Here is a 20,738-nt window from a genome sequence, read left to right on the forward strand (position 1 = left end):
AAACCCGGCTCAACCTCGAGATGCATGCGGCTGGCAACCCATCCTGGTTCTGTGCGCGGGCGAAAGTGGCCCATATCATCCGCGTCGCGCAAGTGCAGCGTGCGTGGATACTGCGCCGCGCCATGCTGTTTGGCCGGGGCCAGTGCCGGCTGGCGACATTGGCGCCCAGCGTGGAATGGCTGGGCGTGCCCCGCTGGATGCTGGGGAACTATGTGCGCGACACCCTCGGCGCCGTGCGGGCCTGGCTGCGGGGCGACCGGGCCGACCTGTTTCTGCGCCAGTGGCAACGGGCCTGGCTGCGCGGCTTCTTCCATGAAGCATGGCGCGGGCGTCGCAAACGCCTGCCGCGCATCGTCATCAGCAGTTATTCGGGCGAGCTGGGCGGCATGGAGCTGCGCATGGCGCAAGAGGCGAAAGTACTGGGCGCAAGCGGCTATGACAGCGTGCTTGCCCTGCGGCGCTTTCCCGGTTTTACTGCCTGGGCGCAAGACTTGCGCGCAAAGCAGATGCAAGTGTGCGTGTATGAACCGCCGCTATTTCTGGAACATTGGGCGTGGCGGCGCTGGAATTGGCTGCGCGCCAGGCTGACGGGCGCTTGGCGCTTGCGTCGGCTGCGGCCCGACCTGGTGCACGTGGCGTTTTGCTGGACCAGTTATGGTGCTTCCATACTGTGGCTGGCCCGGCAATGCCGTTTGCCGACCGTCATCAGCGTGCACAACGCCTGTCCCCTGGAAGCGTTCAGCGACTGGCAGCGGCCCCGCTTGCAGGAAGCGTTTCGCAGCGTCAAAGGCGTGTATGCCGTGTCGGCCTCGTCCATGCGGCATTTCCTCGACCTGTACCGCGACATGCTGCCGCTGGAAACGCGGCTGGCCGTGATACCGAACGGCGTCGATACGGACACGTTTTTGGTCTCGCCCGAACGGCGGATACTGGCGCGCAAGCAACTCGGCTTGCCGCCGGACGCGCTGGTGCTCGGTTGCGTGGCGCGACTGTCCGCGCAAAAGCGCCCGCAAGCGTTGCTGGCCCTGTTCGCCCGCCTGGCCGCCCAGTTTCCCCATTTATATCTGGTGCTGGTGGGCACGGGGCCGCTGCAAGCCCTGCTGCGATTGCAGGCGCAACAGATGGGCTTGCAGGAGCGCATCGTGTTTGCCGGCTTCCAGCAACACATCGAGCAACTGATGCCGGCCTTCGACCTGCATGTGTTGCTGAGTAAAAATGAAGGCTTCGGCATTGCCACCATCGAAGCCATGGCCTGCGGCGTGCCGGCCGTAGGGACGGACGTGCCGGGCACCCGCGATATCTTGCACGATAGCGCGGGCGGACTGCTGCTGCCGCTCGATGACGAGCACGCCGCCTGCACGGCCGTGGCGCAGTTGCTGGCCGATGCTCCACGGCGCGCCCGCATGGGACGGCTGGCGCGCGAGGAAACCGTGCAGCGCTATTCGATGCCGCGCCTGGAGCGCCAGTTGCGCCAGTTCTATGCCGGCCTGGTGTAGGCGCGGGCGGCCTGCATGAGCGCCACCCGCCATTCGTTTCTCTTTTCGTTCGCCGAAAAATACACGGTGCTGCTGCTGGGCATTGTCGCCAGCATGGTGCTGTCGCGCCTGCTTACGCCGGCCGAAGTCGGTGTGTATTCGCTGGGCGCCGTGCTGGTGGCACTGGCGCAAGTGGTGCGCGATTTTGGCGTGGGGCAATATCTGATCCAGGAAAAACAGCTCGATGTCGTGAAATTGCGGGCCGCGCTGGCCACCAGCCTGCTCGTCGCCTGGCTGCTGGCGGGCCTGGTAATGCTGGCCAGCGCGCCGCTCGCGCATTTCTATGGCGAGCCACGGCTGACCCTCGTGCTGCGCCTGCTGGCGATCAACTTTCTCTTGATACCGTTCAGCGCCTTGACCTTGCCCATGCTGCGCCGGCAGCTGCGCTTTCGCGCTATCTATGCCATCAACGCGGCCAATAGTGTGGTCAACCTGCTGGTAGCCGTGCTGCTGGCGCTGCACGGCTACAGCTATATGAGCATGGTCTGGGCGGCGCTGGCCGCTTCCTGTGCGTCGCTGCTGGTGAGCTTGCTGGTGCGTCCTGCCGAGCTGCCCTGGCTGCCGGGACGGCGTGGCCTGGGCGCGATCGCCCGCTTTGGCGCGTATGCGACGGGGGGCGGCCTGGTCGACGAGGCGGGCGTGGCGGCGCCGGACTTGATCATCGGTAAGCTGATCGGCATAGAAAGCCTGGCCCTGTTCGGCAAGGCGCAAAGCGTGCTCAATATCTTTAACCAGGCCATCACCAGCGCCATTTCGCCCGTGGTGTTTCCCTTGCTTGCAGCCCGTGCGCGAGGGGAGGGAGGGCAGGGCGGGGCGGAAGGCGCTTACCTGCGCACAATCAGCTACATGACGGCGCTGGCCTGGCCGTTTTTTCTCTTCCTCGCCTGTATGGCTTTGCCCCTGGTCAAGGTATTGTATGGCACGCAATGGCTAGGCTGTGTGCCCTTGATCCGTATCATGTGCCTGTCTTCGGCCGTGTATAGCATGTTCAGCATGGCCCGTTACCTGCTCGTGGCGACGGGCCAGTTGCATGCGCAAGTGCGGCTCGATGCCTGGAGCGGTACCTTGAAAGTGGCGCTGCTGCTGGCTGCGGCGCCGTTCGGTCTGGTGGCCGTGGCCTGGGCGGTGGTGCTCAGCAACGTGCTGCGCAGCTGCTTGAACTACCGCTGCCTGCGGCGCTTGAATGCACTGGACTGGCGCATCCTGGCGCGGGCCGTGCGCAAGAGCCTGCTGCTGTGCGGCCCCAGCGCCGTGGCACCCGTCGCGGCATTGTTGTTGCTGCCGGCTGACACGCCGGCGCTGCTGGCGCTGACAGGCACGGCGCTGGCCACCTTGTTGTGCTGGCTGGCGGGTCTGTTCCTGTTGCAGCATGAACTGGCCGGCGAATTCTTGTTGCTGCATGTACCTAGCCTTTGGTCTCGGCGCGGGCGCACGAAAGGATGACCATGCGTGTCGGAATCTTGTCTTACCCGATGCTGTTCCAGCGCGACGGCGGCTTGCAGATCCAGGTACGCGAAACCATGGCCGCGCTGAACCGGCTGCCCCGGCAGGCGGCGTACTCGCTGGATGTGCAACTGGTTGACGCCAACCACCAGCGTCTGGCCGATTTCGACGTGCTGCACGTGTTTTCGGCCAGCAACGGCACCTACCGCATCATGGAAATGGCCAGCGAGCAAGGCGTGCCCGTAGTGCTGTCGCCGCTGCTGTCGCCCGGCTGGGGCCGCGCCAGCGCCTGGCGCGCGCGGCTGGCCGACCGCCTGGCAGGGCGCCTGACGCAATGGATGGTGCAGACGAGCTATGCGCAAACGCGGCGCGCCTTGCAACTGGCCGACGTGGTGATTGCCTTGGGCGAGGCTGAGCGCGATGCCATCGCACATGGTTTCGGCATGGGGGCCGATGCCATCCACGTCTTGCCGAATGGGATCAACCCGCATTTCTTCACGGCCAATGGCGATGTGTTCCTGCGCGAAACGGGCGTCGCCGTGCCGTTCGTGCTGATTGTGGGCAGCATTTCACCGTACAAGAATCAGCTGGGTCTGGCGCAGGCGCTGGCGGGGGCCGGCTTGCCCCTGGTGCTGATCGGCGCCGCGCCGCGCGAACAGCAAGCGTATCTGCAGCAGTTGCTCGATTTGCCGCACGTCAGCTGGCTGGGCGCGCTCGACCACGCCGACCCGCTGCTGGCCAGCGCCTACCATGCGGCGGCCGTGGCGGCCCTGCCCAGCCAGGGCGAAGTGTTTCCCTTGAGCGTGCTCGAAGCGCTGGCAGCTGGCACGCCCGTCGTCATGACGGCCCAAAGCGCGCTGGACTTGCCCGATTCCGCGTTTGCGTTGCGCAAGGTGCGCTGGGACGATGGCGCCGCGCAGCGCCAGGCCATCTTCGACCTGCTGGCGCTGCCACCCGAGCGCTGCCGCGTGCAAGCCCTGGTGCAACGTTTTACGTGGGAACGGGTGGCGGCGCAGATAGCCGATTGTTACCATCAGGCGCAGTCCTTGCCATCCAGGAGGCAACATGCTGTTTAATTCCTTCGCCTTCCTGTTCGCATATTTACCCATCGTGCTGGCCGGCTATTTTTTGCTGGACCGCTGGGCGTCCTGCGCCCAATGGCGCCTGGCACCAGCCGCCTGGCTGGCGCTTGCCTCGCTGTTCTTCTATGCCTGGTGGGACGTGCGCTATCTGCCGTTGCTGCTGGGCTCGATCTGCGTCAATGATGGCGCCGGGCGCCTGATCGGCGCCAGCGCGGGCGCGGCCCGCAAGCGTGTGCTGCTGGCGGCGCTGGCGCTGAACCTGGGCTTGCTCGCATACTATAAATACGCGAATTTCTTCATCGACAGCGTGCATGCCGTCGTCATCGCTGCAGGTGCTGGCGCTGCCAGCTGGCCATGGTCCGGCCTCGACATTGTCTTGCCGATCGGCATCTCCTTCTTCACGTTTACGCAGATCGCCTTTCTCGTCGATTGCTACCGGGGCGAGGTGCGCGAATACCGCTTCATCCATTACGTCTTGTTCGTCAGCTACTTCCCCCACCTGATCGCCGGCCCCGTGCTGCACCACCGCGACATGATGCCGCAGTTTGCCGACCCGGCCAACGCCCACCCGCGGGCCGCCAATTTTGCCATCGGCCTGTCGATTTTCACCATCGGCCTAGCAAAAAAGGTGCTGATCGCCGATAAGCTGTCGCCGTTGGCCATCCCCGTCTTCGCGGCAGGCGCCGAGCCGACGTTGATCGAAGCGTGGATCGGCGTGCTGGCCTACACCTTCCAGTTGTATTTCGACTTTTCCGGCTATTCGGACATGGCCATCGGCCTGTCGCGCCTGTTCGGCGTGAAGTTGCCGCTGAACTTCAATTCGCCGTACAAGGCGGCCAATATTACCGAGTTTTGGCGCCGCTGGCACATGAGCTTGTCGCGCTTCCTGCGCGACTATTTATATATACCGCTGGGCGGCAGCCGCCGTGGCGAAACCGTGCGCTACCGCAACCTGATACTGACCATGCTGCTGGGCGGCCTGTGGCATGGCGCCGGCTGGACCTTCGTCATCTGGGGCGGCTTGCACGGCCTGTACCTGGTGCTGCAGCAGGCGTGGCGGCGCATCTTCGGCGCAGCGCGGGCGCGCTGGTGGCCTGGCGCCGTGACTTTTCTTGCCGTGATGCTGGCCTGGATCTTCTTCCGCGCGCCCGACGTGGCCACGGCCTGGGACATTGCGGGCGCGCTGGTGGGGGCGAATGGCGTGAGCCTGCCGCGCGGCCTGGCCAGCCATGGGGCCAGCCTGGCGCAATGGGGATTGCATCCGGCCTTCGACGGCATCCGCTGGATCGAACTGGCGGGGCCGGGCTTGCCCGTGCTGCTGGGCGCTATGTTGCTGGCCTTCAAGGCACCGAATACGCAAGAAATTTTCTTTCTCTACGAGCCTGCGATTGAAAGAATCTTGCAGCGGCGAGGACGCTGGGCCATCTGTTGGCGGCCTACGCGCCGCTGGAGCGTGGGCTTGGCCACGCTGTTTGTCGCCTGCATCTTCGGCATGAACCGTGTCGCCGAATTTCTTTACTTCCAGTTCTGACCATGGATAGCGACGCCCGCCGCTACCTCGCCAGCTTCTTTGCCTGCGTGCTGCTCACGCTTGCCCTCATTTCCGCCGTGAATTACCACGTCGATCCATATCTGCTGCACCAGTGGGACAGCCCGTTGGTGCAGCGTCTGCGTCCCACCTATGAAAAGCTGGCCGTGTGGGGCAAGACCTATGCCGTGGCGCGCTACCGGCCCGCCGTCGTGTATATCGGCAATTCGCGCACGGAAATGGGCTTGCCGACCAGTGTGCGCGCCTTGTTCGAGGGCAAGAGCGTCTTCAATAGCGCCGTTTCGGGCGCCTCCATCGGCGACGCCATCCGCCTGGCCGAGCATGCAGCCCGGGTCAGCCATGTCGATACCATGGTATGGGGCATCGACGCGCCCTCGTTTTCGCTGGAGCTGGGGTCGGCCGGCGTGGAGCCGGGCTTGACGGATGGCGGCCCCGCGTTTTTTGCGCGGCGTGCCTTGCTCAACATCAAGCGCGGCCTGACGCTAGACATGACGCGCGACACCTGGCGCATCCTCAGCGGCAGCTATGACGGCGCCTGCCTGTCCAGCCTGGCCCTGCACGGCCAGCGCGACCAGGCCTGCATCACCAGCCGCAAGCATGGCTGGGCCGGCACGGCACGCGCGTTTGCGCCACGGCTGCAGGAATTCGGCGATGGCCTGGGGCCGACCATGCCCGCGTTGCAAGCCTTCGATGCCAGCGTCGGCCAGCTGTGCCGAGGTGGCACGCGCTTGCGCGTCTACATCAATCCCACGCATGCGCTGACGCTAGCCGCTCTGTACTGGCGCGGCAAGTGGGAGGCCATGCAGCAATGGCAGCACGACCTGGCGCGGCTGGCCGGGCGCCACCAGCGCCAGGGCTGCGACGTGCGCGTGTTTGATTTTTCCGGTTTCAACAGCATTACCAGCGAGCCGATCCCGCAAGTGACGGGGGCGCGCGAGATGCGCTATTACTGGGAAGCATCGCACTACCGCGACAATGTGGGCCGCTTCATCCTGGCGCGCCTGTTTGGCGGCCTGCGCCAGCCGCCGGCGGACTTCGGCGTCGAGCTGACGGAAAGCGGTATCGCGGCCCACCTGGCGGACATGCGCGCCGCGCGCGAGCGCTATCACGCCCAGCACGCCGAAGAAATGGCCTATCTGCGCCACGTGCTGAGCTTGCCACGTGAGCCCCAATAGGGCACTCTCGCTGCCAGGCGTACGCCGTGTGGCAGGGCGCTTGCGCTATGATGCTGTTTTGCCATCCAGCCTGTTCCAGGACGCTCCATGAAAATCGCCTTCTTTTCCAGCCAGCCCTACGACCGTCGCTTCTTCGATGAAGCCTTGCCGTCCCAGCCCGACCCTGCCGGCATCGAACTGGTCTACCACAGTGCCTCGCTGAGTGAGGAAACCGTGCTCCTGGCGCAAGATGCGCAAGCGGTCTGCGTCTTCGTCAACGATGTGCTCGACGCGCCCGTGCTGCAAGCCTTGCACGGCTACGGCGTGCGCGCTATCCTGCTGCGCTGCGCCGGCTACAACAACCTCGACCTGGAAGCGGCCAAGCGCCTGGGTTTTTTTGTTGCCCGCGTGCCCGCGTATTCGCCGGAAGCCGTGGCCGAATACACCCTGGCCCTCGTGCAAACCCTGAACCGTCACACGCACCGCGCCTATGCCCGCGTGCGCGAAGGCAATTTCTCGCTCGACGGCTTGCTGGGGTTCACCCTGCACGGCAAGACGGTGGGCATCGTCGGCACGGGCAAGATCGGCCTGGCCACGGCGCGCATTTTTAAAGGTTTCGGTTGCACGGTACTGGGCCACGACCCGTATCCGGTGCCCGAGTTCGCGCAACTGGGCAGCATGGTGGAGCTGCCGCAACTGCTGGCCGCATCCGATATCGTCTCCCTGCATTGCCCCATGATGGAAAGCACGCGCCACATGATCAGCGAAGAAACGTTGGCGCTGATGAAGAAGGGCGCCATGCTGGTGAATACCTCACGCGGCGGCCTGATCGATACCTGCGCCGTCATCGAGGCGCTGAAATCGCGCCAGCTCGGTTCCCTGGCCATCGATGTGTACGAACAGGAAAGCGATCTGTTCTTCCAGGACCGTTCATCCGACATCATCGACGATGACATCTTCGAGCGCCTGATGACCTTCCCGAACGTGCTGGTAACGGGCCACCAGGGCTTCTTCACCATCGAAGCGCTGCGCGAAATCGCTGCCATCACCTATCACAATCTGGCGTGCTTTCGTCGGGGCGAGGCTTGCGAGAACAGTGTGTTAAGCAGCTGAGGCTGATTTTCTGGGTTTGGGCGGCGGCCTCGGTTTCGGCTGCGGCAAGGCATCGGCCGTGCGCCGCGCCAGCTGGCCCAGCCATTCGCGTTCGTCCCATAGTGCGCCATCGATGAGGAAATACGGCTTGGCTTGCGGGTAGGGCGGCGCTTCCTGCGGCGTGCCTTGCACGCTGATCCAGGCGCGGCCCGCGTCCGTCGGCTTGATGAACAGCTGGTCGTCGGCGACGATGGCGAACATCTTGCCATCGCAATACAGGCCATATTCTCCAAACATTTTCTTGGCGCTCACGCTGCCCGCGCCCGCCAGTTGGTCGAGCAAAAAATCCACCGTACCTTGCTGTGATGCCATGTTGTCCCCCGTTAGAGCGCTCAGTGTAGCCCAAGCTATTTGTGCCCGCGGGCTTTTTTTTGCGGCGCGCTAGCCAAGGGGCGGTCGGCGCGGCTACACTCTCGCCATTATCTATTTTGCATTAACTACTTTGCCATGACACCTCACCTGATCACTCACCGCGGTATCAGCATCACCACCCTCACATCGATACAGGACGTGGCAGCCCACTGCGCACCGGGCCAGACAGCCATCCGCGAGCAGTCCGACGGCTGGTGGCTGTATTTTGTCGATGAGGACGGCAAGGTGGACGGCTACGACGCCCCGTTCGCCAGCCACGCCGAGGCGCTGTGGGCGGCCAAGGCCGCAGCCGAGTTCAGCGCGCAATGAAGGCAAGTCCCTGGGCCTTTTTGGGCTTGCCGCAGGCGCCAGTGGCGGAAGCGGAAAGCGCGCAATACGGCGCCTGCCGCGCCGAACTGCATGGCAAGCGCCTGGTCTTGCGCGTGGCCAAAACCACGCCGACCAAGATCGGCCAGTTCGTCACCGTCTGGAAGCGCGCCCATCCCGACGCCGAGATCGCTCCGCTGGACGAAGCGGACCCCGTCGATGTCGTCATCATCGCCGTCCACGATGGCGCACAGCACGGCTTTTTCATTTTCCCGCGCAGCGTGCTGCTGGAACGGGGCGTGATGTCGCGCGCCGGCACTGGCGGCAAGCGCGCGCTGCGCGTGTATCCACCCTGGTGCGCGCCGGAGTCCGTGCAGGCGCAGCGCACGCAGCTTTGGCAAACGCGGTGCTTTGTGGCGGCGGGGGATCAGCAAAGGCTGGACCAGATGTTGAGCGGTGAATAAATCTGCAACATATTGCGCAATATATTGTATTATCGGCTCTCACCGAGGGGGAATACTAGAATGCGCTATCCTTTACGCTTACTTCAAACGCTAGCGGTGCTGTCCATCATTTGCGCATCGGGCGCTGATGCAGCGGCACCCGAGATCTCACGAGACGAAAAGGGCGCGATCATCGCCGCCCTCGATAGCACCTTGAATGCGAACTACGCGTTCCCGGACATCGCCCGAAAAATTTCCCCGCTGCTTCAGGCGCATCTGGAAAAGGGCGATTATGATTCGGCGACCACAAAGGCGGAGTTTGCGAGCAAGCTGACCGACGATCTCATCAAAGTCAGCGGCGACCTGCATTTCCTGGTGGGTGCCGATCCAAAATGGATCGCGGAGTTCAAGGCGAAGGCCAACCCGGCGCTCAAGGCCCAGATACGAAAAGAAGAATTGAGCAGGCTGGAGGAGAGCAACTTCGGTTTCGATGAGGTCGCTCGCCTGCAGGGGAATATCGGCTATATACGCTTCAGCTATTTTGCCGATCCGGAACTTGCCTATGATACGGCGGCGTCCGTTATGCGCTTCGTCGGCAATACGGATGCCGTCATCATCGATTTGCGCTATAACAATGGTGGACATCTGGAAATGGCGCAATTTTTAGCGAGCTATTTCTTCTCCAGCGAGAAAGACCAGTTGCTCTTCGACTACTATTATAATGACGATGGCAAGCGTATCGAGCGCGGGCAATGGGTGCTGCCTGGCCTGCCAGGCAAGCGTATGCTGGACAAGCCGGTCTATATCTTGACCGGTTCCACGTCGTTTTCCTCTGCAGAATGGTTTTCCTATGCGATGCAGAAGCTTGGGCGGGCGACTCTGATCGGTGAGCGCACCGCCGGTGGAGCACATCCGGTTGCCCGTAAGCCGGTCAACGACGATTTTTTCGTGCAAGTGCCGATAGGCCAGATCAAGGACCCCGTGGACCATGGCGATTTTGAAGGAAGCGGGGTGCAAGCCGATATCCCAAGCCCCTCTATTCGCGCGCTTGCGCTGGCGCACAAGCTGGCGTTGGAAAATCTGGCGAAGACCGATGACGCCAGGCGGACCGAATTTGCCTGGCTGCTCCCCAGCTTGACGGCAGCTATCGAGCGCCCGCACGTCGATGCCGGGCTGTTGAAGAAAGCCGCCGGAAAATATGAAGGCCGCCAGCTCTTACTGGACAATGGCACGCTCTACTATATCTGGCGTGAGCGGTTTCGGGTCGCGCTTGAGCCGATCGGTCCCGACCTGTTCGCGGTGGAAGGCGTGTCAGATTTTCGATACCGCTTGAATATTTTGCGCGGAAAAGTGACGGCGCTGGAACGCGTCAACAAGGATGGTAGCATCCAGAGGTACAAACGCCTTGACTAAGGAAATACATCATCCGGCCGCGATCGACGATGCCGTGTTCCTCGGCCGCGCTGTCGAACGGCTGAGCGTCCTGATCGCTGAACAATCCAAGATTGTCTTCGATACGATGGGAATCGTGATCCCGGTTCGTTCGTGTTCCCTAATGATCGTACTTGCCACGCTCGGCACGGCCTCAGCGTCGGATCTGGCGCGCGAACTCGGCCATTCGCATCAGCTGGTCATGCAAAAGATACCAAAGCTGCTCGATCTGGGCCTCATACGGCATCGGAGCGATGATAATGATGCACGACGACGGATATTGACGCTCACAGATGAAGGCTTGGCCCAGCTTGCGAAATTCGAGCAGTGCACGGTGCTGATACAGGCGGCCTATGCCGGGTTGTTTGCCGAGGTGGGAGACGTGCGGAAATTTGTGGATCGTGCAGCCGATGCGCTCAACGAGAGGCCGCTGGACCAGCGCATACATTCGCCGCTCTGACGGAGACGCTGGCCACTTGAAGCGCGACAGACATGCCTAGCCATGGCCCGCGCATTCAGGCGCCAGCGCGTTCCATCCGTGCATCGCGGCCTGCCGGCCGGATTGCCAGACAATTGCGGGCAGCCTGCCTACGCCACCTGGCTTACCACATACCGATACTTCCCCGACGCCTCGGCCGCAATTTGCTCGACTTCTTCGATGGCGATCTCCACCTGCGCGCCCAGCCTGGCCTGGAAGCCGGAGACGATGGCGCTGCGCGTGGCATCGTCCAGACGCGCCACGCAGACCAGCAGCACGCGCGTGCGCTGCAGGCTTTCCTGGATGATCTTGAAACTGCGCACCTGCGGCAGTTCACGCACGATGTAGACGAGGGCCAGGCCGTGCATCACGGTGCCATCTTGCGCCGTGAGGAAATCCGTGCTGCGCCCTTCGATACTCTGCAGCAGGGGCAGGCCGCGTCCGCAGGCGCACGCTTGCGTGCCCAGCGCGCCCACGTCGCCCGTGGCGTAGCGGATGAAGGGATAGTCTTGCGTGGCCAAATGGGTGACAACGATCTCTCCTGTGGCCCCTGCGGGCAGCGGCTGGCCCTGGCCATCGACGATTTCAACGATGAGGTCTTCGGCCGTGATGTGCATGCCGCCTTCCGGGCATTCGTGGGCGATGAAACCCGCGTCGCGCCCGCCGTAGCCGTTGGCCACGGGGCAGCCGAAGGCGGCGCCGATCTGCGCGCGCTGCTCGTCGTACAGCCGTTCGGCCGTCACGAAGGCCACTTTGACGCCCAGGCCGTCGAGCGGCAGGTCGCGCGCGCTGGCGTGGCTGGCGAGGCGGCACAGGGCGGACGGGTAGCCGAACAGCATGCGCGGACGCCAGCGGCGCAATTGCTGCACGTAGCCATCGAGGCGCGCGGGCGACATGGCAAACGCGGGCAGCAGGGAAGTGCGCAGCAGTCCATCGCGCAGGCGGCGCATGCGGTCTTGCGCCTGCAGTTCGATGGGCGAGCCCCACAGCACGGCTTCGCGGTCGCCAATATCGACGCCCCACCAGCGCGTGGCGCGCCACTTGGCGGCGATGTCGTGGCTGATGCGGCGCCGTCCCAGGAAAAACTGCAGCGGCTCGCCGCTGGAGCCTCCTGTGGCGAATGGACGCAAGCCCACGGCGCGGGCGGACTTGAAACTGTCGCGCGCACGCGCAATGTCAGCCTTGCGCAGCAGCGGCAGGCGTGCCAGATCAGACAGTTGCCGCACCTGTTCCGGGTCGAATCCTCGGCTGGTAAACAGCGCGCGGTAGTAGGGCACGTGCGCGTCCGCGTGGCGCAGCAGCGCGCGCAGGCGCGCCAGCTGCCACTCCCGCAGTTGCTCGGCGCTCCACCACTGCGAGCGTTCGAGCTGCCGCAACAGGCGCGCGCTGTGGTGGCCTTTTATCCATTCATGCAGTGGAAACAGCCAGCGGGCGACGCAGCGCGTGTAGGCGCCGGGGCGGGGCGCGGCGCGGATGCGGCCGTAATGCGCGGCCAGCCGGGGTGCGATGCCGGGCCAGCCAAAGGTGGTGGCGTGCGCCAGGCCCGCGTCTGCCAGCGCTTGCGCGCGCGGCGGGTCGCGCAGCAGCGCCACGACGGCCTGCGCCATGGCGGCCGGCGCGCCGGGCGGCACCAGCAGGGCTGTCACGCCGTCTTGCAGCAGGGCGGGGATGCCGCCCACGTTGGTGCTGACGACGGGCACGCCGCAGGCCAGCGCTTCGAGCACGGAAATGGGCATGTTGTCGGCCAGGCTGGGATTGAGGACGATGTCGCTGGCCTGGTACAGGGCCGGCATGGCCGCGTTGTCGACGGGGCCGGCGAAGCGCACCCAGTCCAGAACGCCCAGCGACCTGGCCAGGCGCGCCAGCGCCGCGCGCTGGGGGCCGGCGCCTGCCAGTACCAGGCGCGCCGTTGGAAAGGCCAGTCGCACGAGGGCAAAGGCGCGCACGGCGCTGGCGTTGTCGTACAGGCTTTCCAGATGGCGGGCCACGATGATGCACGGACCATCTGCGCATGGCGCGCGCGGCGCGGCGGGCGTAAACCGCTGCAAGTCCACCACGTTTGGCACGATATGGGCCGTATGGCCGTATTGCTCGAAGATGCCGGCCAGGTAGGCCGAGGGCACGACGATGGCGCTGGCACGGCGCAGGCTGAACGCCACCAGCCGCGGCGCGCGGGCGAAAAAAACGGCCGCTTCGCCGCCCCGGTAATTGAGCAGGGCCGGTTTGCCTTTCAGGCTGGCGATCCACAATGCCGGCGCCGCCTGCAGATGCCAGGACCAGCCGGAATTGGCCATGATGTGGAACAGATCGACCGTATTGGCCGTGCGCCACAAACGCCACAGGTGCACGGGCAGGCGCAGCGCGGCGCGCAGGTAGCGGATGCGCGCCAGCCAGGGCGGCAGCATGGGTCCGTTGACGGCCAGCAGTTGCACTTGCGCGCCGTCCTGGCGCAACAGCCGCGCCAGTTGCTGCGTTTGATTGGCCATGCCGCCGGCCGGCGGCGGCAGCGGGCCGACCAGGGCGATGCGCAGGCCCGCGAAGATCATGGCGTCGCTCCCGCCACCCTGCGTGCCGCTGCCACGCGCGCATACACGGGCGCATAGCGGCCCACGCTGGCCTTCCAGCTGCGCTCCGTCTCGACAAATGCCTGTGCCTGGCGCCGCAGCGCCGGCCAGCTGGCGGGCGCCAGCAGCAGGTTCAATACTGTCTGCGCCAGCGCTTCGGCGTCGCCGGCGCGAAACAGCATGCCCGTCTTGCCATGCTCGATCAGTTCGCGGTGGCCGCCCACGTCGGACGCCACCACCAGGCGGCCCTGCGCCATCGCCTCCAACGGTTTCAAGGGCGTCACCAGCTCCGTCAGGCGCATCGGCAGGCGCGCATACACGCAGATGTCGAGCAACTGATAATACGCGGCCACCTGCGCATGCGGCACTCTGCCCGCGAACACCACTGCGGCATCGATGCCCAGCTGCGCCGCCAGCGCGCGCAGCGCCGCTTCCTGCGGCCCGCCGCCGGCCAGCAGCAGCCGCAGCGCAGGCAGCGCCGCCAGCAGGCGCGGCATGGCGCGCAGCAGCAGGGCCAGGCCTTCGTAGGCATAGAAGGAACCGATGAAACCGATGACGGGACAGCCATCCAGACCCAGGCTGTGCAGCAGCGCGGGATCGGCAACGGCATCGCAGGCCCCGGCATCGACGGCGTTCGGAATCACCGTGATTTTATGCGCGGGCACGCCGCGCGCGCACAGCTCGCGCCGCAAGCCGTCGCAGATGGTGGTAACGGCGTCGGCGCGGCGCAGCGCATAGCTTTCCAGCGCCCGCGTGAGCCGGTAGCGCAGGCCGCCGGGCCGGCTGCTGCCATGGTCGGCGGCCGCGTCTTCCCAGAAGGCGCGCACTTCATATACGACGGGAATGCCCAGCGCGCGGCCCGCGTTGAAGGCGGCGACAGCGTTCAGGGCGGGCGAATGTGCATGCAGGATGTCTGGCCTGGTTTGCCGCGCCAACTGGCGCAGGCGCACGGCCAGGCCGATGATGACGGCCACTTGCCGCAGCACGGGCAGGCGCGCCCACCAGCGTGCAAAGGGCGCCGTGCGGTAGAAATGCCAGCCGTCGACCAGTTGCTGCGCGCCGTCGGACGGCCCCTGCTTGGCACTGGTGAGCTGCAGGGTGTGCCAACCCAGCGCGCGCTGCTGGCGCAGTATGGCCAGGGTGCGGAAGGTGTAGCCGCTGTGCAGGGGCAGCGAATGGTCGAGGATGTGCAGGATGCGCATGGCGTCACTCCAGCGCCATGGCCGGCGCGGGTGCCGGCGCCGGGCGGCCATCGACGGGCAGCACCTGGCGCAGGAAGGCCTCGAACATCAGCAGCGACCATAGTGGCGCGCTGTAGTCGCGCCGTCCGCTCGCGTGCTGCTCGAGCAGCAGGCGCACGTAGCTCATGTCGAACAGGCCGCACTGCGCCAGGGTGGGTCCCAGCAGGCGTTGTTGCAGGCGCTGGCGCAGCGGGCCGCGCAGCCAGTCCGCCAGCGGCACCGAAAAGCCCATCTTCTGGCGGTACAGCAAGGCGTCTGGCAGCAGCGGGCGCAGGGCTTTTTTCAGCAGGTACTTGCCGACACCGCGGCGTAACTTGAACTGCGGCGGCAGGCCGGACATCCACGCCACCAGTTCATGGTCGAGCAGGGGGGAACGCACTTCCAGCGCATGCGCCATGCTGGCCCGGTCCACCTTGGTGAGGATGTCGCCGGGCAGGTAGGTTTTCAGGTCCAGGTACTGCACCTGCGACAGCGGATCTTGCGCAGGGCTGGCCAGCGCGTGGCGGCGCAGCACTTCGACGGCGCGGTAGCCGTGCAGGCTGCGCCGCAGTTCGGGGCTGAACAAACGCGCGCGCATGGCGTCGCCCAGCAGGCTGACGCCGTGAAAATACGCGTCCGTGGTGTCGCGCGCCAGGCCTTCGAAGGTGGTCTTGGCGCGCAGGAAGCGGGGCGCCCAGTCAGCCTTCGGGTACAGCTGCCCCAGGGTGCCGAACAGCGACTGGCGCAAGCCGGCGGGCAGCAAGCCACGAACTTTCTCTTCGCGCGTGTGCAGGCGGTAGCGCCGGTAGCCGGCCAGGCTTTCATCGCCGCCGTCGCCCGACAGCGCCACCGTGACCCTCTGGCGCGCCAACTGGCACACGCGCCAGGTGGGCATGGCGGAACTGTCGGCGAACGGTTCGTCGTACAGATTGGCCAGCAGGTCGATCAGCTCGAAGTCGTCCTGCTCGACCTGGCGCGCATGGTGCGCCGTGGCGTAGCGGCGCGCCACCAGGTCGGCGTAACGCGCCTCGTTGTAGGCCGGGTCGCCGAACGAGATGGAGCAGGTGTTGACGGGCGTGGCGCTGGCACCGGCCATCAGCGCGACGACGGCGCTGGAATCGACGCCGCCCGACAAAAAAGCCCCCAGCGGCACCTCGGCCACCATGCGGATGCGCACCGCTTCGCGCAGGCGCGCCAGCAGTTCGTCGGCCGCCTGCGCCTCGCTGGCCGGTGGGTTGGGCGTGAACGGAATGTCCCAGTAGGATTGCGGCGCGGGCAGCGGCTGGCCCGCGCGGATGGACAGGGTATGCCCGGGCGGCAGCTTGCGCGCATGCTGGAAGATGCTGCGCGGCTCGGGCACGTAGCCGTAGGCGAAATACTCTTCCACGGCCAGCGGGTCGAGCGCGCGCGGCAGGGACGGATGCGCGAGCAGGGCTTTCAGTTCGGAGCCGAACAGCAGGGTGCCGTCCTGCGCCTCTCCGTAATACAGGGGTTTCACGCCGAGGCGGTCGCGCGCCAGGAACAGCAGATGGCGCCGGCGATCCCACAGGGCAAAGGCGAACATGCCGCGCAGGCGCTGCACGCAGTGCTCTCCCCATTGTTCCCAGGCGTGGACGATGACTTCCGTATCGCTGCTGGTACGGAACTGATGGCCGAACTGACGCAGTTCGGCCATCAGGCTGCGGTAATTATAGATTTCGCCATTGAAGACGATGGCGATGCTGCGGTCGGCGTTGAACAGCGGCTGCTGGCCGCTGGCCAGGTCGATCACGGACAATCGCCGGTGTGCCAGGCCCAGTCCCGGCTCGCGGTGCAGCCCCCCTTCGTCTGGCCCCCGGTGGCGCAGGCTGTGGTTCATGCGCGCCAGCAGCAGCACGTCGATGTCGCGCTGGCCCTGCAAATCAAAGATGCCGCTGATGCCGCACATGGGAGGCCTTTCAGGGAGTGGTGGACAGGGGAGAGGGCTGGCGCGCGCCGGTCAGGCGGTCGTACACGGCCAGGTAGGCGCCGGCCATGGCTGGCAGGCTGTGCTCGGCCAGCACCTGACGCCGCCCGCGCGCGCCGTGGCGCGGGCCCAGTTCCGGCATGCTGTAGTAGTCGAGTATGGCGTCGGCCAGCATGTCGGGCGAAGCGGGCGGCACCAGGGTGCCGCTCCAGCCCGACTGCACCAGTTCCGCGTTGCCGCCCACCTGCGTGGCAACAATGGGCAGCCCCGTCGCCATGGCTTCGAGGATGGTGTTCGAGCTGCCTTCGGCCAGGGACGGCAGCACGAACAGGTCCATGGCGCGCAGCAGTTGCGCCACGTCATCGCGCGCACCGGGCAGCCAGGCAAGATGGGCCACGCCGGCCTGCTGCAGCAGTGTCAGGCATGTCTGGCGGCACGGCCCGTCGCCGACGATCATCAGGCGCAGGCGCGCCTGGGCGCCCGGCTGCGCCAGCAACAGCAAAAAGGCATGCACCAGCGAGGCATGGTCCTTGACGGTCGCCATGCGGCCCACGCTGCCGATGACGAAGGCGCCGTTGCGCAGGAAGCCGGGCGGGCCCACGGCTGCCGGCGGCCCCAGGCGCGGATGGAACTGCACGCTGTCGACGCCATTGCCGATATGCGATACCTGCTCGGGCGCCGCGCCGATGGCGTCCACCAGCCAGTGTCCCAGGTCGGCGCTGACGGCGATGAAGTGCTGCACCAGGGGCAACATGCATTTGCGCAGCAGCCGGTATTTGCGGCGCGTGCCATGCAAGTCGTGCATGTCGCGCCCGTGTTCGCCATGCACGCGCAGGCGCACGCCGGCCAGGCAGGCCAGCAGCTGCGCCTCGAGGCAGCCCAGGTTGCGCGTGTGTACTAATGCCGGGCGTAACTGTTTCAGCACGCGGTACAGGCGCAGGTAGTGGCGCCAGTCCTTGCCTTCGCGCTTGTCCAGGCTGATGACATCGACGCCCGGCGTGGTCAGGCGCTGGCGAAACGCAGTGGCGTTCTTCAGGCAGACGATGGCGTGCCGGTAGCGGTCCGGCGGCAGATGGTTGATCAGGTTCACCAGGCCGTTTTCCAGCCCGCCCACGTCGAGCTGGTGGATCACGTGCACGATCAGGGGGGCGGCGCTGGCCGCTGCAGCAGCCTGCCATGTATCACCGGTATCGCGGTCAAGGGCCATGCGGCAGCTCCTGCAAACGTCGTTCGATGACGGGCAGTGCCGCTTGCAGGAAGGCTTGCAGGCGTGCGCGCGGTGGCGGTGCCAGCTCGTCGTAGATGGCAAAGACGATGAGGTCGGCGCCATCCTGTCGCCTGCCCAGCAGCTTGGCTTGCGCCAGCAACAGTTTCACCAGCACGGGCCTGGCCGTGACGATGCCGCCCTGGCGGTACATACGCCACACCAGCAGGCGTTCGCCGCCATGTCCCAGCACGCTTTCGCGCACGCCCAGGGTGCCGCTTGCCAGCTTGACGTGATGCAGACGCTGCGCCAATGGCATCCAGCGCGCGCCGTAGGGCGCGGCCTGGTGCGTCAGCAGTTCGGCATCGCGCGCCTGGCGCGCATACCAGTGCAGTTGCAGCCCCACAGGCGCGCCATCGCCATCCTGGCGTGCATACGTGGCGGCAAACAGCGCGGGCGCGCCCGCATACGGCGCCTGCCACGCGGGTGGCGCAGCGTGCAGGCGCCGCCAGGCGGGCGGATCTGGCATGGCCAGCACGGCGGGAGAGCCGGGCGCCGCAGCGCTGTCGTCACGGTGGCTGGCCAGCGCCAATGCCGGCCACAGCGCCGCCAGCAGCAGGCAGGCAACGCCGGCGCGCACGACGGCGCGCGGGCTGGCGGCGCCGGTGTTCAGGCGTTCGGGCTGAGCTGGCGGCACGGCGCGCGCCAGCGGCAATTCGCGCCAGCGCGCGGCCAGCCAGAATAGCAGCAGTACCACCAGGCCGAAGAAGAGCCAGCCATAAATCAGGTGGTCGATGCCCACGGCCAGGCGCATGTCGCTCAGGTGGCCCAGCATCACGATCAGGTAGGCGCGCACGCCATTGGCGAAAATAGGCACGAGCAGGGCGGCGGTCATGACGGCCAGGCGCCGCCGCGTGCTGTGGCAGTTCACATGGGCGTACAGGGCGCCCAGGGCCAGCGCGGCGATCAGGTAGCGTAAACCGCTGCACGCTTCCACGACAGACCAGTTGCCGGTGGGCAGCGAAAAATTGCTGCCATCGCGGAACACGGGCACGCCCGTCCATTGCAGCGCGGTGACCGTGAAGCTGGCCGTAAAGTCGATCAGGGGTTCGAGGAAGACTTCGCCAAACGGCACAGCGAACAACAGATATGCGAGGGGAAAGGCCAGCAGGCGCACGGCCGGCCAGCCGAGGATGGCCAGCACGCAGGCGGGTAGCATGGCCGTGGCCGCATATTGTGCCACCACGGGCACGTTGGCGGCGTCGGCCAGCAGCCAGGCCAGGCCCAGCGTGCCCAGCAGCAGCAAGCCCTGGCGCGACGGCCGGGGTGCCAGGGCGGCCAGGCGGGCACGCTGGCGCCAGGCCAGCGTGCAGCTGATGGGCACGATCAAGTAACCATGCGCGAAGGTCTGCGAACGCGACCACAGGTCCAGCATCGACCAGAAGGTGGCGTGGTACAGCAGCACGACGGCGGCCATGGCCAGCAGCAGGAGCGCCAGGGCTTGCTGCTGGCCCTGGCCGTCCCCTTGCGGCCAGACTGGCGCATCAGGCAAGCGGGCCACCCGCTCGGGTTGTAAGCTCATGTGGATATCTCCCGTGCCGGCTGCTGCGGCGCGGCGACGCCGCTGGCAGCTGCATCCGTCCCGGCAGGCAGGCCCAGCATGGCACCGAGTCCACGCAGATTGCGTTCCCAGTCATACTCTTGCAAGACCAGCTGGCGCGCCGCTGCGCCGATGGCCGCGCCGTTCCCTTCTGCCGCGCCGCCCCGGGCGTTGCGCAGCACGCGCGCCGCATGGTGGATGAATTCGGCATCGTCGCGCGCCAGCAGCAGTTCCAGGCCCGGCTGTGCGGCGATGCCTTCGAGCGCCTGCGGCGTGGCCAGCACGATCTTGCCCATCGCCATCGCTTCTAGCACCTTGTTTTGCACCCCACGGGCGATGCGCAGGGGGGCCACGGCCAAGGCCGCGCCGGCCAGGTAGGGCCGTATGTCGGGCACCTTGCCCGTCACCACGACGCCGGCCACGCGCGCCAGCGCCTTCACGGCAGGCGCGGGCGCGCTGCCGACGATATAGAACTGCAGCTGGGGAAACTGGCGCCGCAGGGCGGGCCAGACGTGGCGCACGAACCATTGCACGGCGTCGATGTTCGGCCAGTAATCCATGGCGCCCGTAAACACCAGGGCCTGCACGCCGGGGGGATAAATTGCGGGTTGGGCTGGCACGGGCGCGAAATACGCCGTATCGACGCCGTTGTTGACATGGCCCGTCTTGCGCCGCGCCATCGGCGCGCACTGGCGGAACAAGGCCGCTTCAGCCGGCGAGACGAAGCTGGCGGCCGTGAACTGCTGCGCGATATGGCGCTCGTATTGCAGCAGCAGCCGCGCTTCGCGCTGGTACAGCAGCGACATGGGCCACGGCTTGCTGTCGCCGTACTGGCGCCACTTGTCGGAATCGACATCGACGAAATCGATCACGCGGTGCAGGGTGCGGCCCGCGCTGCCATCGAGGTATTGCGCCATGGGGCCGGAAAAGGCCAGCGCGTGGCGCACCTTGCCGCCCGACAGCAGGCCTTCGACCCATTGCAGCAGGCGCGCATCGCGGTAATAGTGCACGCTCATGGCCTGCTGCGACAGCAACGCCTGCATGGCGCGCCAGCGCGCCGCGCCGCGCTGCAAGCCGATGAAGCGCGTGCTGGAGCACAGGGCGGCCACACTTTTCGCGTGCTGCCAGTCGTCGTCATCGTCGATGAAACAGCCGAGGTGCACGCGGAAATGCCGGCTCAGGTATTGCAGCATGTGCCACGAGCGTATCTTGTCGCCCTTGTTCGGCGGATATGGCAGGCGGTGGGCAAGGAAGAGCAGT

General features: G+C 66.1%; 17 protein-coding genes. 10 read left to right on the top strand and 7 right to left on the bottom strand.

All coding sequences use genetic code 11. The features are described from left to right. The 6 genes from K0F85_RS22550 to K0F85_RS22575 form a co-directional block, all read left to right on the top strand. Nucleotides 1-1,496: glycosyltransferase family 4 protein (locus tag K0F85_RS22550; protein WP_257572980.1), on the top strand; the 1,496-nt coding region annotated here is incomplete at its 5' end. Between the two features lie 15 nt (nt 1,497-1,511). Further along, nucleotides 1,512-2,978, top strand: a complete 1,467-nt coding sequence (locus tag K0F85_RS22555) for an oligosaccharide flippase family protein (protein ID WP_219118165.1) — start codon at nt 1,512-1,514, stop codon at nt 2,976-2,978. Nucleotides 2,979-2,980: 2 nt separating this feature from the next. Continuing rightward, nucleotides 2,981-4,054, top strand: coding sequence for a glycosyltransferase family 4 protein (locus K0F85_RS22560; RefSeq protein WP_257572982.1), 1,074 nt, complete (start codon nt 2,981-2,983; stop codon nt 4,052-4,054). Next, nucleotides 4,044-5,591, top strand: a complete 1,548-nt coding sequence (locus K0F85_RS22565; RefSeq protein WP_219118167.1) for an MBOAT family protein — start codon at nt 4,044-4,046, stop codon at nt 5,589-5,591. The genes K0F85_RS22560 and K0F85_RS22565 overlap by 11 nt, the downstream gene beginning before the upstream one ends. A gap of 2 nt (nt 5,592-5,593) precedes the next feature. After that, entirely contained in the window at nt 5,594-6,784 is a 1,191-nt protein-coding gene (locus tag K0F85_RS22570; RefSeq protein ID WP_219118168.1) for a hypothetical protein, read from the top strand. Nucleotides 6,785-6,871: 87 nt separating this feature from the next. Beyond that, nucleotides 6,872-7,876, top strand: a complete 1,005-nt coding sequence (locus K0F85_RS22575; RefSeq protein WP_219118169.1) for a 2-hydroxyacid dehydrogenase — start codon at nt 6,872-6,874, stop codon at nt 7,874-7,876. On the opposite strand, the gene K0F85_RS22580 is transcribed toward K0F85_RS22575, so the two are convergent. Next, on the bottom strand, nt 7,865-8,227 hold the full coding sequence (locus tag K0F85_RS22580; RefSeq protein WP_219118170.1) for a TfoX/Sxy family protein: 363 nt from the start codon (nt 8,225-8,227) through the stop codon (nt 7,865-7,867). The two genes, K0F85_RS22575 and K0F85_RS22580, sit on opposite strands and share 12 nt — an antisense overlap. Nucleotides 8,228-8,362: 135 nt before the next feature. Between K0F85_RS22580 and K0F85_RS22585 the strand changes: the two genes are divergently transcribed. From K0F85_RS22585 to K0F85_RS22600, 4 genes are read left to right on the top strand one after another with little or no spacing between them, the layout of a single operon-like run. Next, entirely contained in the window at nt 8,363-8,596 is a 234-nt protein-coding gene (locus K0F85_RS22585; RefSeq protein WP_219118171.1) for a hypothetical protein, read from the top strand. Then, complete coding sequence (locus tag K0F85_RS22590) at nt 8,593-9,057, top strand: MepB family protein (RefSeq protein WP_219118172.1); 465 nt, start codon at nt 8,593-8,595, stop codon at nt 9,055-9,057. Before K0F85_RS22585 ends, K0F85_RS22590 begins: the two co-directional genes overlap by 4 nt. A gap of 60 nt (nt 9,058-9,117) precedes the next feature. After that, on the top strand, nt 9,118-10,449 hold the full coding sequence (locus tag K0F85_RS22595) for a S41 family peptidase (protein ID WP_219118173.1): 1,332 nt from the start codon (nt 9,118-9,120) through the stop codon (nt 10,447-10,449). After that, on the top strand, nt 10,442-10,927 hold the full coding sequence (locus K0F85_RS22600) for a MarR family winged helix-turn-helix transcriptional regulator (RefSeq protein ID WP_219118174.1): 486 nt from the start codon (nt 10,442-10,444) through the stop codon (nt 10,925-10,927). The genes K0F85_RS22595 and K0F85_RS22600 overlap by 8 nt, the downstream gene beginning before the upstream one ends. A 128-nt stretch (nt 10,928-11,055) precedes the next feature. Here the strand turns inward: K0F85_RS22600 and K0F85_RS22605 are convergent, their stop codons facing one another. From K0F85_RS22605 to K0F85_RS22630, 6 genes are read right to left on the bottom strand one after another with little or no spacing between them, the layout of a single operon-like run. Then, the gene (locus tag K0F85_RS22605) at nt 11,056-13,491 is read right to left on the bottom strand and encodes a glycosyltransferase (RefSeq protein WP_219118175.1); all 2,436 of its coding nucleotides are present in this window, start codon (nt 13,489-13,491) and stop codon (nt 11,056-11,058) included. Next, a complete protein-coding gene (locus K0F85_RS22610) occupies nt 13,488-14,711 on the bottom strand; it encodes a TIGR04063 family PEP-CTERM/XrtA system glycosyltransferase (protein WP_219118176.1) in 1,224 nt (407 codons plus the stop codon). The genes K0F85_RS22605 and K0F85_RS22610 overlap by 4 nt, the downstream gene beginning before the upstream one ends. A 4-nt stretch (nt 14,712-14,715) precedes the next feature. Further along, nucleotides 14,716-16,656, bottom strand: a complete 1,941-nt coding sequence (locus K0F85_RS22615) for an XrtA/PEP-CTERM system amidotransferase (protein WP_219118177.1) — start codon at nt 16,654-16,656, stop codon at nt 14,716-14,718. A 10-nt stretch (nt 16,657-16,666) separates the two neighbouring features. Continuing rightward, on the bottom strand, nt 16,667-17,881 hold the full coding sequence (locus tag K0F85_RS22620; RefSeq protein ID WP_219118178.1) for a TIGR03088 family PEP-CTERM/XrtA system glycosyltransferase: 1,215 nt from the start codon (nt 17,879-17,881) through the stop codon (nt 16,667-16,669). After that, nucleotides 17,871-19,460 carry an exosortase A gene (gene xrtA / locus K0F85_RS22625; protein ID WP_219118179.1) on the bottom strand — a complete coding sequence of 530 codons (1,590 nt, stop codon included), beginning with the start codon at nt 19,458-19,460 and terminating at the stop codon, nt 17,871-17,873. Before xrtA ends, K0F85_RS22620 begins: the two co-directional genes overlap by 11 nt. Continuing rightward, entirely contained in the window at nt 19,457-20,737 is a 1,281-nt protein-coding gene (locus K0F85_RS22630; protein WP_219118180.1) for a TIGR03087 family PEP-CTERM/XrtA system glycosyltransferase, read from the bottom strand. Before K0F85_RS22630 ends, xrtA begins: the two co-directional genes overlap by 4 nt. Between the last annotated feature and the right edge of the window lies 1 nt (nt 20,738).

This window comes from Janthinobacterium sp. UMAB-56 (genome assembly GCF_900095265.1).
Lineage (GTDB): Bacteria > Pseudomonadota > Gammaproteobacteria > Burkholderiales > Burkholderiaceae_D > Janthinobacterium.